Source organism: Candidatus Brevundimonas phytovorans, from assembly GCA_029203145.1.
Taxonomy (GTDB): Bacteria; Pseudomonadota; Alphaproteobacteria; order Caulobacterales; family Caulobacteraceae; genus Brevundimonas; species Brevundimonas phytovorans.
Genome location: CP119309.1, coordinates 3,018,781 through 3,033,649 on the forward strand (window position 1 = coordinate 3,018,781; position 14,869 = coordinate 3,033,649).

Sequence of the window (14,869 nt, forward strand, 5' to 3'; positions counted from 1 at the left end):
CCGGGTCATTCGTGGTTCCGCTGGCGATGAACCGTTCGGCGTAGGCCGCAGGGCGGTCCCTCTCTTCTTGCGACGCCTGCCGGATTGATCCTGCGGGAGCCCGTCGCCCTCCCTCTGGCCGCAAGGCCGCGACATCGACAGACGAACCGCCCTCGACGCCCTCGCGTCCGAGCGCGTGAGCGAGCACGCCATGACCGACACGCCTGAGAACAACGATCAGCCTACCGAAGTCGTTGAAACTGTTGCAGAACGTCCGCGCAAGACGCTGACGCTGGGCGGCGCGCGCGCCGCGCCGGTCGAGGCTGCGCCGGAACCGGAAGTCGAAGCGGAGGACACCTCCGAGATCGTCAACGATCATACCGGCGTCGACACCACGGCGGACGACGAGGACGACGACGGCGAGCCGATGGTGCCGAATGGCCGCATCACGCTTCAGGAACTGAACGAGAAGACGCCGGAAGACCTGGTCGCCTTCGCCGAAAGCCTCGAGATCGAGAACGCCGGCAACCTGCGGAAGCAGGACCTTCTGTTCGCCATCCTGAAGACCCTGGCCGACGAAGAGGTGGAGATCATCGCCTCGGGCGTGCTGGAGATCCTGCCGGACGGCTTCGGCTTCCTGCGCAGCCCCGACGCCAACTATCTGCCGGGCCCGGACGACGTCTATGTCTCGCCGTCGCAGATTCGCCGTTTCGGCCTGCGCTCGGGCGACACGGTGCACGGCGCCGTGCGCGGCCCGCGTGAGGGCGAGCGCTACTTCGCCCTGCTCAAGGTCGACACGATCAACTTCGAAGATCCGGAGATGGTCAAGACCAAGGTCCTGTTCGACAACCTGACGCCGCTCTATCCCGAAGAGCGTCTGCACATGGAAATCCAGGACCCGACTTTGAAGGACCGCTCGGGCCGGGTCATCGACATCGTCGCTCCGCTGGGCAAGGGCCAGCGCTGCCTGATCGTCGCCCCGCCGCGCGTGGGTAAGACGGTCATGCTGCAGAACATCGCCAAGTCGATCGAGCGTAACCACCCGGAAGTCTTCCTGATCGTCCTGCTGATCGACGAACGCCCGGAAGAAGTCACCGACATGCAGCGCACGGTGAAGGGCGAGGTCGTCGCCTCGACCTTCGACGAACCGGCCACCCGCCACGTCGCCGTCGCCGAAATGGTCATCGAAAAGGCCAAGCGTCTGGTCGAGCACAAGAAGGATGTCGTCATCCTGCTGGACTCCATCACCCGCCTGGGCCGCGCCTACAACGCCACCGTCCCGTCGTCGGGCAAGGTCCTGACCGGCGGCGTCGACGCCAACGCCCTGCAACGTCCCAAACGTTTCTTCGGCGCCGCGCGTAACGTCGAGCAGGGCGGGTCGCTGACCATCATCGCCACGGCCCTGATCGACACCGGTTCGCGCATGGACGAGGTCATCTTCGAAGAGTTCAAGGGCACGGGTAACTCGGAAATCGTCCTGGACCGCAAGGTCGCCGACAAGCGCATCTTCCCGGCCATCGACGTGCTCAAGTCCGGCACCCGCAAGGAAGACCTCATTACGCCGAAGGATCAGCTGGCCAAGACCTATGTCCTGCGCCGTATCCTCAACCCGATGGGGCCGCAGGACGCGATCGAGTTCCTGCTCGACAAGATGCGTCAGTCCAAGAACAACGGCGATTTCTTCCAGTCCATGAATACTTGATTGGGGCCCCTAGCGCCTCGCGCGCGGCGCGAGGCTGCTTGAGGGGCGCCGTCATGTTTCACGTGAAACACGAGAGGGCGTCATGAAGCTGAACATCGAGATCGACTGCACCCCGGCCGAGGCTCGCGCCTTCCTCGGCCTGCCCGACGTGACCGTCCTCAACGACCATCTGGTCGGCGAGATGCAGAAGCGGATGGACGCCAACATGGCGTCGCTGCAGCCTGACGAACTGATGAAGACTTGGACCTCGTTCGGGGTTCAGGCTCAGGACCAGTTCCGCCGTCTGATGGAAGCCGCCGTCACGGGCGCGCCCAAGGGCTGAAGACTTGAGTTCCAACGCCGACACCATCTTCGCCCTGGCCACCCCGCCGGGGCGAGGGGCCATCGCCATCCTGCGTCTGTCCGGACCGGGCGTGGACGCCGCCCTGGCTGGGCTCGGGGCAGGGGGGCTGACCCCGCGACTGGCGTCGCTTCGCACCCTGCGTCACGAGGGCGAGATGGTCGATCAGGCCCTGGTCCTGCGCTTCCCGGGACCCAATTCCTACACCGGCGAAGACTCGGCCGAACTGCATCTGCACGGCGGGCGGGCCGTGATCGAGGCCGCCAGCCGCGCGCTGATCGCGCTGGATGTTCGCCCCGCCGAACCGGGCGAGTTCACCCGTCGGGCCTTTCAGAACGGCCGCATGGACTTGGCCCAGGCCGAGGCCGTCGCCGACCTGATCGACGCCGAGACGAGCGCCCAGAAATCTCAGGCCCTGGGGCAGCTGGACGGCGCCCTCAGCGCGGCCTACGCCGGTTTCCGCCGTGACCTGCTCAAGGCCCTGTCGCTGGTCGAGGCCGAGATCGACTTTCCCGACGAGGAAGTGCCCGACAATCTGGCCCGCACTGCCGGTCCGGTTCTGGACCAGCTGGCTGCTGATCTGCGCGCCGCTCTGGCCGATTCCGACCGGGGTCGGCGGGTGCGCGAAGGCTATCGCATCGTCCTGATCGGTGAGACCAACGCCGGCAAGTCGTCGCTGTTCAACGCCCTGACGGCGCGCGAGGCGGCCATCGTCACCCCCATCGCCGGCACCACCCGCGACGTGCTGGACGCTGAACTGATGATCGGCGGCTACGCCGTCACCCTGTCCGACACCGCGGGGCTGCGCGACAGCGAGGACCTGGTCGAGGCCGAGGGTATCCGCCGCGCGCGCCAGAGGGCCGGAGGCGCCGACCTGCGGCTCTGGGTTCGTGCGCCGGACATGGGGCAAGCTGGGGGGCAAGATGGAGGGCAGGGCGATGATCCCGCCGCCGCCTTCGCCCAGGCCGACGACCTTCAGATCCTGAACAAGGCCGACCTCGGCGCCGCAACACCTGCCGCGGGGCTTGAGGCCCTTACCGTCAGCACCGCCACTGGGCAGGGGCTGTCCGAACTGCACGACTGGATCGCCGCCCGTCTGGCCCGCGACCTGTCGGGCGCCGACTTCCCGGCGGTGACGCGCGAGCGCCATCGCCGTCGTCTGGTCGAGGCCCTGGCCGCGGTCGAGGCGGGTCGTCGCGCCCTGGATCTGGCGCCGGAAATGGCGGGCGATGACCTGCGTCGGGCGGCGGACGCCCTGGCCCGCGTCACCGGCGCCATTGGTGTCGAGGACATCCTCGGCGAGGTCTTCTCCACCTTCTGCATCGGCAAATAGCCACAGAACTTCGGTGTTTCACGTGAAACGACGGCGTCGCGGCTGTGGCGATGTCGGGCGGGATAGACTATGTCCTCGGCCATGACTTTCTCCCCCTCAAACACCTTCGACGTCATCGTCATCGGCGGCGGTCACGCCGGCTGCGAGGCCGCGGCCGCTTCGGCGCGTGCTGGCGCCCGCACCCTGTTGCTGACCCAGAAGCTGGAAACCGTCGGCGAGATGAGCTGCAACCCGGCCATTGGGGGCCTGGGCAAGGGCCATCTGGTGCGGGAGATCGACGCCCTGGACGGCGTCATGGGGCGTCTGGCCGATGTGTCCGGCATCCAGTTCCGCCTTTTGAACCGCTCCAAAGGCGCCGCCGTGCGCGGCCCGCGCAGCCAGATCGACCGTCGTCTTTACCGCGAGGCCATGCAGGCCGAACTGGCCCAGACGCCGAACCTGACCCTGATGGCCGGCACGGCCGAGGCCCTGATCCTGAACGGCGACCGCGTCGTCGGCGTCACGACGGGCGAGGGTATTACCTTGCGCGCCGGGGCCGTGGTCCTGACGACCGGCACCTTCCTCAACGGCGTCATCCATCGCGGCGAGGAACGGATCGCGGCCGGTCGCTTTGGCGAGGCGCCGTCTGTCGGTCTGGCCGCCGACCTCTATGGCGCAGGCCTGATGATGGGGCGGCTGAAGACCGGCACGCCCGCGCGTCTGGATGGCCGAACCATCGCTTGGGACCAGCTGGAGATGCAGGCGGCCGACGACGAGCCCGTGCCGTTCAGCTTCCGGACGGACAAGATCGAGGTGCCGCAGATCGCCTGCGGCATCACCCATACGACCGAGGAAACCCACCGCATCATCGCCGAGAACCTGGGCGAGAGCGCCGTCTATGGCGGCAAGCTGTCGGGGCGCGGACCGCGCTATTGCCCCTCGATCGAGGACAAGGTGGTCCGCTTCGCTGACAAGACCAGCCACCAGGTCTTCCTTGAGCCCGAGGGTCTGGACGACCCGACCGTCTATCCCAATGGCATATCGACCTCGGTGTCGGACGCCACTCAGATGGCCTTCCTGCGAACCATGCCGGGCCTGGAACAGGTCGAGGTCTTCCGCTTCGGCTACGCTATCGAATACGATTATGTCGATCCGCGCGAACTGACCCCGGCGCTGGAGGTCAAGAAACGGCCCGGTCTCTATCTGGCCGGTCAGATCAACGGCACGACGGGCTATGAAGAGGCGGGCGCCCAAGGCCTGATCGCCGGCCTCAACGCCGCCCGCGCCGCCGCCGGTTCGGACCCGATTATCCTCGGTCGTGACCAGGCCTATATCGGCGTCATGATCGACGACCTGGTGACGCGCGGCGTCACCGAGCCCTATCGCATGTTCACCAGCCGGGCGGAGTACCGCCTGACCCTGCGCGCCGACAACGCCGACCTGCGTCTGACGGCGCTGGGCGTCGCCGCCGGCGTAGTCGGGTCGGCGCGCGCGAAAGTATGGCTGACGAAGGCCGCGCAGTTGGACCGGGCGAACCGTGTTTCACGTGAAACCCAGTTCACGCCCAAGGAGGCTGGAGCGCTGGGCATCACCGTCAATGCTGACGGCCAGCGCCGGTCGATCCGCGACCTCCTGTCCTTTCCCGGTGTGACGCTGGACCATTTCGCTGGCGTCCGGCCTGAAGTCGCCGATTGGTCGCCCGCCGTGCGCGAACAGGTCGAGATCGACGCCGTCTACGCCGGCTATCTGGACCGCCAGGCGTCGGAGGCCGAGGCCTTGCGTCGGGAGGAGGGCCTGTCCCTGCCCGACGGTCTCGACTATGCCGCCATCGGCGGGCTGTCGAACGAGGTCCGCGAGAAGCTGATCCTGGTCCAGCCCCGCACCCTGGGGCAGGCGGGCCGGATTGAAGGCATGACGCCGGGCGCCCTGACGGCCCTGTTGGCCCATGTGAAGAAGGCGACGCCGCTCGCCGCAGAAGTCGAGACCATCGTCGCGTGAGCCTGGATCCCGTCGCCGCCTTCCGCGCCCACACCGGCGCCAGTGAAGCCCAGATCAATGATCTGACCGCCTTCCTCGCCATGCTGACCGAGGCCAATGAGGTGATGAACCTTGTCGGCCCGGACTCCATTCCCGACTTCTGGAACCGTCACGCCTGGGATAGCGCCCAGCTTCTGACCCAGGCGCCCGAGGCTCTGACCTGGGCCGATCTGGGTGCCGGGGCCGGATTTCCCGGCGTGGTTCTCGCCATCCTGCTGAAGGATCGCCCCGACGCCCATGTCTGGCTGATCGACAGCCTGGGCAAACGTTGCCGCTTCCTGGAACAGGTGGTCGAGGCGTTGGATCTGCCAGCTACGGTCGTCAACGGCCGGGCCGAGGAGCAGGACGTCGAGGTCGACATCGTCACCGCTCGCGCCGTGGCTCCGATGGAGAAACTTCTGGCTTATGCACAACCTTACTTCCAGCACGGTGCACAAGGCCTGTTCCTGAAGGGCGAGAAGGCCGAAGCTGAGTTGAAAGAGGCGGCCAAGGTCTGGCAGTTTAAGAGTGACCTCTCCGTCTCGCGCAGCGACCCGCGCGGCCGCATCGTCCACATCCGGAGTCTTCGCCGTGTCCGCTGATCGCGAGAAACAGACCCGAGTCCTGGCTGTCTCCAACCAGAAGGGCGGGGTGGGCAAGACCACGACCGCCATCAACCTCGGCACCGCCCTGGCCGCCATCGGCGAAAAGGTGCTGATCGTCGACATGGACCCGCAGGGCAATGCCTCGACGGGTCTGGGTGTTCCACGTGAAACACGCCGAGCGACGATCTATGACGTCATCGTCGATGGCCGCCCGATCGACCAGTCGGCGGTTGAAACCGCTGTCCCGGGCCTCTTTATCGTGCCGGCCGACGCCGACATGTCGGGCGTTGAGATCGAACTGAGCCAGGCGGACCGTCGCTCCTATCGTCTGCGCGACGCCCTCGCGGCGCAGGGCGGCAACGGCCATACGCGGTATGACTATGTCCTGATCGATTGCCCGCCGTCGCTGAACCTGCTGACGCTGAACGCCATGGCCGCCGCCGATGCCGTTCTGGTGCCGCTTCAGTGCGAGTTCTTTGCGCTGGAGGGCCTGACCCAGCTGATGCGGACCATCGACATGGTCAAGCAGAGCCTCAATCCGGCGCTGGAGATCCAGGGCCTGGTCCTGACCATGTACGACCGCCGCAACGCCCTGTCGGGCCAGGTGGCGGCTGACGTGCGCGCCCACTTTGGCGACAAGGTCTATGACAGCGTCATTCCCCGCAACGTGCGGGTGTCGGAGGCGCCGTCCTTCGGCAAGCCGGTGCTGATCTATGATCTGAAATGCACCGGCAGCCAGGCTTATCTGAAGCTGGCGCGCGAGCTTGTGGCCCGCGAACGCCAGCGTCGTCAGGCGCTCGCCGCCTGATTGGCGGCTCTTTCGATTAAGTAGAACGGAATCAGCATCTTGTCCGAACGTCAACGTGGTCTGGGTCGCGGCCTGTCGGCCCTTCTGGGAGAGAACGTCGCCGAGAGCGCGCCGGTGGACGGCGGGGCTCAGCCGACGGGCGTGCGCGCCGTGCCGATCGAGAGCCTGAAGCCCAACCCCGATCAGCCACGCAAACAGTTCGCCGCCGAGCATCTGGAAGAACTGACCGCCTCGATCCGCGACAAGGGCGTGCTGCAGCCCATCCTGGTGCGGGCCCAGCCCGGTGAGGACGGCATGTGGCAGATCATCGCCGGCGAGCGCCGCTGGCGCGCCGCCCAGGCCGCCAGGCTGAAATTCGTGCCTATCATCGAACGCCCCATGGACGACGTGGAGGTGATGGAGGTCGCCATCATCGAAAACGTCCAGCGCGCCGATCTGAACCCGGTCGAAGAGGCCATGGCCTATGGCTCGCTGATCTCGCGTTTCGGCCGCACCCAGGACGCCCTGGCTGGCGTGGTCGGCAAGAGCCGCAGCCATGTCGCCAATACCCTGCGCCTGCTGCAACTGCCCGACAGCGTCCTGACCCATGTCATGGAAAACCGGCTCTCGGCCGGTCATGCCCGCGCCCTGATCACGGCCCCCAACCCTGAGGCCCTGGCTGAACAGGTCCTCTCCAAGGGCCTGAACGTGCGTCAGACCGAGGCCCTGGCTCGTCGCGCCGCGGATGGTCCCAAGGCCTCCAAGGCCAAGCCGGCCTTGAGCGGGGAGGGCGCCGCCGACGTCGCCGCTCTGGAGCAGGATCTGGCCGATGCGCTCGGCCTCAAGGTCCTGCTGACCGACAAGGGCGGCAAGGGCGAACTGACCATCAAATACGCCACCCTGGAACAACTCGACGACCTGTGTCGCCGCCTGATGCGCGGCTAAGGTCTTTCCGGTCAGGACGTGCTAGGGTGCGGCCATGACTGATCAAACCGACAAGACCAGCGCGACCGACGCCCTGAAACGCGCCCTCGCCGCCAAGAAGGCCGGGGCCCGGGGCGGGCAGCCCGGCGCCAAGACCGTGGGCAAGGCCCCTGAAAAGGCCATGCAGCGTCAGGCGGCGGCGGCGAACAAGCCGGCTTTCCGCAAGGCGTCGAAACGGGGCTAAATAGTTCTTTCCTCCCCATTTCATGGGGAGGTGGCGCGGCGCGAAGCGACGTGACGGAGGGGGCGACTCAAACGTCAGCCCTCTGTGCCGCCCCCTCCACCGTTACGCGGTCCCCCTCCCCACAAGTGGGGAGGAAAGGGGCGACGACCTCAAGTAGCGCGAAAGCGCGGTAGGCCCTCGCTCAAAGTCCCATGCGCTTGGCGCGGGCGGAGATTTCCAGCAGCAGGCGTTCGGCGATCAGGGCTTCGGGCATGCCCGTGGTCTTGGTGGCGATGTCGGCGGTGTTGACGTTGTCCTGCACCTCGTCGAGCGTCTCCAGACGCCAGGCGCGGGCCTGACGCAGCATCTCGGCCTCCTGCTTCCAGAAGACGCCGGCGGACTTGGCCGCCTCCTTGGCGCCCGCGCCGGAGGCTTGCAGGACGTTGATCCGGCGCAGTTTGCCGAGGTGTATGGCGGCCATGCGCACGGCCATGACGGCGCTTTCGCCCTCGGCCAGGGCGCGGCGCAGGCCGGATTGGGCCGGGCCGGGGCGTCCGCCGAAGGCTTGCAGGGCGGCGTCGGACAGGGAGGCGTCGGGCTCTACGCCCAGATGTTCTTCCAGTTCCGGCACGTCGATGGTGCGGCCGGAGCCAGGCCCGATGTAGAGGACCAGACGTTCGATTTCCTGACGCATCAGACCGCGCTCGCGAGGCAGGCGGGCGACGAAGCGGTCCAGGGCGTCCGAAGTCAGGCCCACCTTGTCGGCCCCCAGGGCCTCGCGCGTCATGCGGGCCACGTCGCCGACCTCGTCCTCGTAGCAGGCGATACCGACGGCGCCGGGCGACTTCTCGGCGGCCTTCCGCAGGGCGGATTCGCGGCCGAGCGCCCCGGCCTCGATGACCAGCATGGCGTCGGGATTGTAGCCGCCGTCGGCGTGCACGGTCAGGGCGGCGGCGATGGCCTTGTCGACGCTGGCCTTGCCGTCCGACAGGCGGATGCGCACCAGACGGCGCCCGCCGATCATGCTCAGGGCCGTCAGCGCCTCCTCCAGCTTGACCGCATCGCCGTCGATATCGGCCTCGGTCAGGAAGGTGACGTTGAACGGATCGTTTAGGTCGGGCGTGATGGCCTTGTAGAGGGTCAGGGCCCGCTCGGTGACGCCTGAGCGGTCCTTGCCGTGGATGACGGCGGCGCGGATGTGGGCGTCGGGCGACTTCAGGAAGCGGTCGACCTCGGGCCGTTTGGCCAGGATCACGCGCCCATCCCCTTCAGAACAGGCCTCACTGGCCCGCCAGGGCGCGCATCATGTCCAGCCGGATCAGGCGCGCCAGATCGGCGGCGGCCCGGTCCTCGCCGTCCTGCTGGGCGGTGATGGCGGCATAGGGCTGGTCGGCGGCGGCATAGGTGGTGGTCGTGGTCTGCGAGCCCTTGATCGGGACGCCGCCGCTGGCCGGGGTCAGGGTCCAGTCGGCCTTGACCGTCAGCTCATAGCGGCTGGCCGTGTCGTCGATGCGACGACCCAGGGGCCGACGTTCCTGCGTCACTTCCGTCGCCAGCCGATAGAGGGGCTGGGCCGAACCATCGCGGCCGAAGGCGTCCTCCAGCTGCTCGCGCAGTCGGTAGCCGAGGCGGTTGTCGGGCGTGGTCACGGCGATGCGCGACAGGCCTGCGCCCACGCCTGTGTCACCATAGAGGGGCGTGAAGCCGCAGCCGGACAGCAGGGCCGCGCCCGCCACGGCGATCAGGGCGAGGGCGCGACGCATCAGCCGGCCACCAGATTGACGATACGGTCGGGCACCACGATCACCTTGCGGACGCTGAGGTTGTTGGCGGCAAGGTAGGCCTGAACCGTCGGGTTGGCGAGAGCGGCGGCCTCGACTGTCGCATTGTCCGACCCGCGCGGCAGGACGACCTCGCCCCGACGCTTGCCGCCGATCTGGACGGGCAGGGTGACTTCGTCGTCAGCGGCCAGGGCCGCGTCAAACACGGGCCAGGGCGCGTCCAGAACCATGCCGGCCTCACCCAACCGCGCCCAGGCTTCTTCGGCCAGGTGGGGGGTGAAGGGGGCGATCAGGCGGGCCATGGTCGACAGGGCGGTTCTCCTCGCCTCAAAGCCGGCCTTGTCGTGCTGACGCAGGGTGGCCAGGAAGGCGTAGAGCTTGGCGATGGCCGAGTTGAAGCGGAAGCCTTCGACGCCCTCGCTGACGGCCTTGATGGTCTTGTGCGTCTCGCGGATCAGGCTGGCGTCCACGTCGGCGTTGGCGGGCGCTGACGGATCCAGGCTGTCGAACTCGGTCCAGACGCGCTGGACGAAGCGGCTGGCGCCCTCGACGCCGCCCGCCGACCACTGCACGTCGCGTTCGGGCGGGCTGTCCGACAGAACGAACAGGCGGCCAGCGTCGACGCCGTAGGCCTCGATGATGTCCTGGGGGGCGACGACGTTCTTCTTGGACTTGGACATCTTCTCGATGTCGCCGATCGTCAGGGCGGCGCCATTGGACAGACGGGTGGCGACGCGCTGGCCGTCCACCGTCTCGATGCGGACATCCGAAGGCTCGACCCAGCGCGGCTTGCCGCTGGCTTCATGGCCTTCGTAATAGGTCTCGTGGACCACCATGCCCTGGGTGAACAGGCCGGCGAAGGGCTCCTTCACGTCCATCAGGCCGGCGTCCGACAGGGCGCGGGTGATGAAGCGGGCGTAGAGCAGGTGCAGGACCGCGTGTTCGACGCCGCCGATATATTGATCGACCGGCAGCCACTTGGACGCGGCGGCCTTGTTGATCGGCGCATCGGCCTTGGGGTCGGCGAAGCGGGCGAAATACCAGCTGGAATCGACGAAGGTGTCGAGCGTGTCGGTCTCGCGACGGGCCGCGCCGCCGCAGGTGGGGCAGGCGACGTGCTTCCAGGTCGGGTGACGGTCCAGCGGGTTGCCAGGCACGTCGAAGGTCACGTCCTTGGGCAGCTCGACCGGCAGTTGATCCGCCGGGACCGCCACCGGGCCGCAGGCCTCGCAGTGGATGATGGGGATGGGGCAACCCCAGTAGCGCTGGCGGCTGACGCCCCAGTCGCGCAGGCGATAGATGGTCTTCGCCTCGCCAGCCGCCGCCGCCTCGATGCGGGCGATGGCCTCGGCCTTGGCGGCGTCGATGTCCAGGCCGTTCAGGAAGTCGGAATGGAAGATCGAGCCGGGGCCGGTGTAGGCCTCATTGGCCACGGCGAAGTCGTCGCCGGCGCCTTCGGGACGGACGACCGGGATCACCGGCAGGTTGTATTTGCGGGCGAAGTCGAGGTCGCGCTGGTCGTGGGCCGGGCAGGCGAAGATGGCGCCCGTGCCGTATTCCGACAGGATGAAGTTGGCGATCCAGACCGGAACCTCGGCCCCGGTGAAGGGGTGGACCACCTTCAGACCCGTGTCCCAGCCGATCTTTTCGGCCTGTTCGATCTCGGCCTGAGAGGCCCCGCCCTTGCGGCATTCGGCGACGAAGGCGGCGACGCGCGGGTCGGCCTCGGCCAATTGCTTCGAGATGGGGTGATCGGGGGCCAGGCCGACGAAGCTGGCGCCGAACAGGGTGTCGGGTCGGGTCGTGTAGACCTCGACGGCCTCATGCCCGGTCGGCGCGGCGTCGGGCGCAAAGGCCCACTTCATCTGCAGACCCCTGGAGCGGCCGATCCAGTTTTCCTGCATCAGGCGGACCTTGTCGGGCCAGCGGCCTTCCAGTTCGGACAGGCCGTCGATCAGATCGTCCGCATACTGAGTAATGCGCAGGAACCACTGGTTCAGCTTGCGCTTTTCGACCAGGGCGCCCGAGCGCCAGCCGCGCCCGTCGATGACCTGCTCGTTGGCCAGGACCGTATTGTCGACCGGGTCCCAGTTGACCACGCCGTCCTTGCGATAGACCAGACCGCGTTTGTACAGCTCCAGGAACCAGGCCTGCTGCTTGCCGTAGTAGGCCGGGTCGCAGGTGGCGAACTCGCGGCTCCAGTCCAGCGACAGGCCCAGCAGCTTCAGCTGGTCGCGCATGGTGGCGATGTTGGACCAGGTCCAGTCGCCGGGGTGGACGCCGCGCTCCATGGCCGCGTTCTCGGCCGGCATGCCGAAGGCGTCCCAGCCCATCGGATGCAGGACGTCGTACCCTTGCGCCCGCTTGTGACGCGCGACCACGTCGCCCATCACATAGTTGCGGGCGTGACCCATGTGGATGTTGCCCGACGGATAGGGGAACATCTCGAGGACGTAGTATTTGGGCCGCCCGGTGTCCTCGTTCGACACGGAGAAGGCGTCAGCAGCCGCCCAGCGGGCTTGCTGGCGGGGTTCGGCGGTCTTGGACTCGTAACGAGTGGCCACGGCGTATCCTGAGGTATCGCCTCAGGCGCGAAGCTTGAGGCGGCCCTGAGGTCTGCGTTGGGGTGGCGGAGGTAGAAGCGGCTCTTAGCGAGCCGCGTTGGCGAGATTAAGCTGACGCGCGCGGGTCAGGATGGCGTTTTCCAGATCGGTTTCCGTCTGGGCTGCAACCGGGGCGGCGGTCCAGGCGCCGGCGGCGTCCTTGACTTCCTTGGTCACGGACACGTTCAGGGCGTCGGCGCGCAGGCGGCGATCCAGGATGAAGACGGTGGCCTTGAAGCGCTCGTTCGGCGCTTGCGGGTTGACGTACCAGTCATAGTTGACGACGCCGCCCCAGGGGTCGGCGCTGGCCAGGGGCATGAAGGCCAGGGTGTCCAGCGTGGCGCGCCACAGGTAGGCGTTCACGCCAATGCCCAACTGGGCGTCGGCCTTGGGAGCCTTATCCTTGGCGCCGACGAAAGGCAGGCTGGAGCAACCGCCCAGCAGCAGTCCCGACGCGATCAGGGCGACCGCAGCGCCGCGAACAAATGCCATTCCGAGATCTCCGTAAAGGTTCGAGGTCGAGCCGTGGAGCGAACCTCGAGCGCACGCGCTCCAAGGATACGCGCACGCCTGCGCCGCAGCCGCGCACTATAACACGGCGAAAAGGGGCCGTGACAAGGCGAAGCCGTGTTCGATCGTCGGTAAGTCGACTTATTGGCGTGGTCTCAGCGCCACAGCAACCGCAAGAGTCGTCGGGAACGGCCTGTGGATGACTACGTTTCGTTGACCGGGCGGACCAGCGGTGTCTAATCGCTGTGTCCTCGGGCTTCGGCCCCGGGTTCAGGAACAAGGTCCGGCGCGATCGTCGGGTCCAAGGGTTGGAAGATGCGTTTCGTTGCGATCATCGCTGCGACTGTGAGCATCCTGGCGATCGCCGGGACGGCCCATGACGCCTCGGCCCAGGCCCGTCGCGCGCCCGTCGTTTCCCTGACCGAAGCCGCCCAGGCCTCGCATGCGACGCCTGCGCCGCAACGTCGTGGCCTGCGCTGGAACGACAGCGGCCGCTGGGGTCTGAACTTCAACCTGAACCAGCCGGTCGGCCGCGAAACCGACTGGGGCGACGTCGAGGCCGGCGCCTACTACCGCCTCAGCCCGCGCTTGCGGGTTGGCGCCGCCGCCAATCTGGCCACGCCAGAAGTCGATCCGGCCCGCGCCCCTGAAAGCGCTGCCGACCGCCGCGCCGCCCCGCGCGTGCGTCTGGAAACCATCTTCAAGTTCTGATCGCGTCTGGGCTCTAGGGCCGGAAAGCGGTCTGCACGGCGTCCACGCCTGCGATTCCGCGCGCGCCTGATCCGATCAGGGTCGCGGCGTTGTCGGCGCTGATCCCCCCCAGAGCATAGACCGGGCAGGGGGCGCTCGCCGCCATCGCCGTGAACCCTTCGATCCCCAGCGCGGCCTTGGCCCCCGAAAGGCCGCCCGCTGGAAAGACCGGCGACAGGATCATGGCGTCCAGATCGCGCGCGCCCGTCACCGTCTCAAGCGAATGCGCCGCCCCGGTCAGCAGCCAGTCGGGGCGCCGCACCGACAGGGCGTAGGCCGCTGACAGGGCCCGTTCCGGCAGGTGCACGCCGTCCGCCTCGATCCGCTCGGCCAGTTCGGCGTCCAGCCCGACCAGCAAGCGCACGCCCGCCGCCTGGGTCGCCGCCCGCAGTCGCAGACCGGTTTCCAGCGCGTCCGCCGCGCCGAAATGGCGGAAGGCGACGCCGGCGCCGGCGGGCAGGCGAGCCGCCGTTTCCCAGGGGCGGGGCGTGCGCGTCGGGTCGGTGAAGAAAAGCAGCGGGGGCAGGGGGCGTTTCGGCGGGCTGACAGCCGCCGCCGCACGGGCTAGAGCCGTCGCTGTCTGCCACAGCGTGTGCGCGTCTTCGGACAGGGTCATGACCGCCTCTAATCCCGCTTCCGCCGTTCCGTCCATCCATGATCGCTTCGCCGCCGTGCGTGCGCGGATCGACCGGGCCTGCGTCGAGGCGGGCCGCGACCCGGCCTCTGTGATCCTGACCGCCGTGTCGAAGACGCAAGGCCGTGACGCGCTGGAGGCGGCTCTGGCCACTGGCCAGCGCGTCTTCGGCGAGAACCGGGTGCAGGAGGCGCAGGCCCACTGGACCGAGCGCCGCGCCGCCCTTCCCGATCTGGAACTGCGCCTGATCGGCCCGCTGCAGACCAACAAGGCGGTCGAGGCGGTCGAACTGTTCGACGTCATCGAGACCCTGGACCGCGAGAAGCTGGCGGCGGCTCTGGCGACAGCGATGCGGAAGACCGGTCGGATCCCGCGCGTTCTGGTCCAGGTCAATACCGGCGCCGAGCCGCAGAAGGCAGGGGTCCTGCCCGAAGACGCCGACGCCCTCATCGCCGCCGCGCGCGACCGCCACGGCCTTATCGTCGAGGGCCTGATGTGCATCCCCCCCGCCGACGAAGCGCCCGAACCGCATTTCAGAATTCTGGCCGACATCGCCGCTCGAAACGGCCTCTCGGTGCTGTCGATGGGCATGAGCGGCGACTATGAAATCGCCATTTCCTGCGGCGCGACCCATGTCCGGGTCGGTTCGGCCCTGTTCGGGGAACGAAATGCGCCCCTAAAGCCCTCTTGAAGCGATGAAATA

15 protein-coding genes are annotated in these 14,869 nt (G+C 67.8%); 10 read left to right on the plus strand and 5 right to left on the minus strand.

Annotated features, from left to right (window positions below; genetic code table 11):
• Positions 1-190: 190 nt before the first annotated feature.
• The 8 genes from rho (at position 191) to P0Y52_14795 (ending at position 7,909) form a co-directional block, all read left to right on the plus strand.
• The gene (gene rho / locus P0Y52_14760; GenBank protein WEK57784.1) at positions 191-1,681 is read left to right on the plus strand and encodes a transcription termination factor Rho; all 1,491 of its coding nucleotides are present in this window, start codon (positions 191-193) and stop codon (positions 1,679-1,681) included.
• An 82-nt stretch (positions 1,682-1,763) separates the two neighbouring features.
• Positions 1,764-2,003, plus strand: coding sequence for a DUF6489 family protein (locus P0Y52_14765; GenBank protein ID WEK57785.1), 240 nt, complete (start codon positions 1,764-1,766; stop codon positions 2,001-2,003).
• 4 nt (positions 2,004-2,007) lie between these two features.
• Entirely contained in the window at positions 2,008-3,354 is a 1,347-nt protein-coding gene (mnmE, locus tag P0Y52_14770) for a tRNA uridine-5-carboxymethylaminomethyl(34) synthesis GTPase MnmE (protein ID WEK57786.1), read from the plus strand.
• Between the two features lie 81 nt (positions 3,355-3,435).
• Positions 3,436-5,331, plus strand: coding sequence for a tRNA uridine-5-carboxymethylaminomethyl(34) synthesis enzyme MnmG (mnmG, locus tag P0Y52_14775; GenBank protein ID WEK57787.1), 1,896 nt, complete (start codon positions 3,436-3,438; stop codon positions 5,329-5,331).
• Positions 5,328-5,951, plus strand: a complete 624-nt coding sequence (gene rsmG / locus P0Y52_14780) for a 16S rRNA (guanine(527)-N(7))-methyltransferase RsmG (protein WEK57788.1) — start codon at positions 5,328-5,330, stop codon at positions 5,949-5,951. The genes mnmG and rsmG overlap by 4 nt, the downstream gene beginning before the upstream one ends.
• Entirely contained in the window at positions 5,941-6,762 is an 822-nt protein-coding gene (locus P0Y52_14785) for a ParA family protein (protein WEK57789.1), read from the plus strand. Before rsmG ends, P0Y52_14785 begins: the two co-directional genes overlap by 11 nt.
• Before the next feature lie 39 nt (positions 6,763-6,801).
• On the plus strand, positions 6,802-7,686 hold the full coding sequence (locus P0Y52_14790) for a ParB/RepB/Spo0J family partition protein (GenBank protein ID WEK57790.1): 885 nt from the start codon (positions 6,802-6,804) through the stop codon (positions 7,684-7,686).
• Between the two features lie 34 nt (positions 7,687-7,720).
• The gene (locus tag P0Y52_14795) at positions 7,721-7,909 is read left to right on the plus strand and encodes a hypothetical protein (protein ID WEK57791.1); all 189 of its coding nucleotides are present in this window, start codon (positions 7,721-7,723) and stop codon (positions 7,907-7,909) included.
• Between the two features lie 181 nt (positions 7,910-8,090).
• On the opposite strand, the gene holA is transcribed toward P0Y52_14795, so the two are convergent.
• The 4 genes from holA to P0Y52_14815 all read right to left on the minus strand — a co-directional run bounded on the left by holA (position 8,091) and on the right by P0Y52_14815 (position 12,764).
• Positions 8,091-9,143, minus strand: coding sequence for a DNA polymerase III subunit delta (holA, locus tag P0Y52_14800; GenBank protein WEK57792.1), 1,053 nt, complete (start codon positions 9,141-9,143; stop codon positions 8,091-8,093).
• 25 nt (positions 9,144-9,168) lie between these two features.
• On the minus strand, positions 9,169-9,651 hold the full coding sequence (lptE, locus tag P0Y52_14805; GenBank protein WEK57793.1) for an LPS assembly lipoprotein LptE: 483 nt from the start codon (positions 9,649-9,651) through the stop codon (positions 9,169-9,171).
• Entirely contained in the window at positions 9,651-12,233 is a 2,583-nt protein-coding gene (leuS, locus tag P0Y52_14810; protein WEK57794.1) for a leucine--tRNA ligase, read from the minus strand. The genes lptE and leuS overlap by 1 nt, the downstream gene beginning before the upstream one ends.
• 84 nt (positions 12,234-12,317) lie before the next feature.
• The gene (locus P0Y52_14815; GenBank protein ID WEK57795.1) at positions 12,318-12,764 is read right to left on the minus strand and encodes a DUF3576 domain-containing protein; all 447 of its coding nucleotides are present in this window, start codon (positions 12,762-12,764) and stop codon (positions 12,318-12,320) included.
• A gap of 333 nt (positions 12,765-13,097) precedes the next feature.
• Here P0Y52_14815 and P0Y52_14820 point away from each other — a divergent pair, with 333 nt between their 5' ends.
• Entirely contained in the window at positions 13,098-13,493 is a 396-nt protein-coding gene (locus P0Y52_14820; protein ID WEK57796.1) for a hypothetical protein, read from the plus strand.
• 13 nt (positions 13,494-13,506) lie between these two features.
• On the opposite strand, the gene P0Y52_14825 is transcribed toward P0Y52_14820, so the two are convergent.
• Entirely contained in the window at positions 13,507-14,148 is a 642-nt protein-coding gene (locus P0Y52_14825) for a thiamine phosphate synthase (GenBank protein WEK57797.1), read from the minus strand.
• Between P0Y52_14825 and P0Y52_14830 the strand changes: the two genes are divergently transcribed.
• Positions 14,147-14,857, plus strand: coding sequence for a YggS family pyridoxal phosphate-dependent enzyme (locus P0Y52_14830; GenBank protein ID WEK57798.1), 711 nt, complete (start codon positions 14,147-14,149; stop codon positions 14,855-14,857). The two genes, P0Y52_14825 and P0Y52_14830, sit on opposite strands and share 2 nt — an antisense overlap.
• Positions 14,858-14,869: the final 12 nt, after the last annotated feature.

What these genes read in the sequence shown, in the direction of transcription:
- mnmG (WEK57787.1), top strand. Translation starts at nt 3,436, where the DNA reads ATGACTTTCTCCCCCTCAAACACCTTCGACGTCATCGTCATCGGCGGC.
- P0Y52_14765 (WEK57785.1), top strand. Translation starts at nt 1,764, where the DNA reads ATGAAGCTGAACATCGAGATCGACTGCACCCCGGCCGAGGCTCGCGCC.
- rho (WEK57784.1), top strand. Translation starts at nt 191, where the DNA reads ATGACCGACACGCCTGAGAACAACGATCAGCCTACCGAAGTCGTTGAA.
- P0Y52_14815 (WEK57795.1), bottom strand. Translation starts at nt 12,764, where the DNA reads ATGGCATTTGTTCGCGGCGCTGCGGTCGCCCTGATCGCGTCGGGACTG.
- P0Y52_14795 (WEK57791.1), top strand. Translation starts at nt 7,721, where the DNA reads ATGACTGATCAAACCGACAAGACCAGCGCGACCGACGCCCTGAAACGC.
- P0Y52_14830 (WEK57798.1), top strand. Translation starts at nt 14,147, where the DNA reads ATGACCGCCTCTAATCCCGCTTCCGCCGTTCCGTCCATCCATGATCGC.
- P0Y52_14820 (WEK57796.1), top strand. Translation starts at nt 13,098, where the DNA reads ATGCGTTTCGTTGCGATCATCGCTGCGACTGTGAGCATCCTGGCGATC.
- P0Y52_14825 (WEK57797.1), bottom strand. Translation starts at nt 14,148, where the DNA reads ATGACCCTGTCCGAAGACGCGCACACGCTGTGGCAGACAGCGACGGCT.
- lptE (WEK57793.1), bottom strand. Translation starts at nt 9,651, where the DNA reads ATGCGTCGCGCCCTCGCCCTGATCGCCGTGGCGGGCGCGGCCCTGCTG.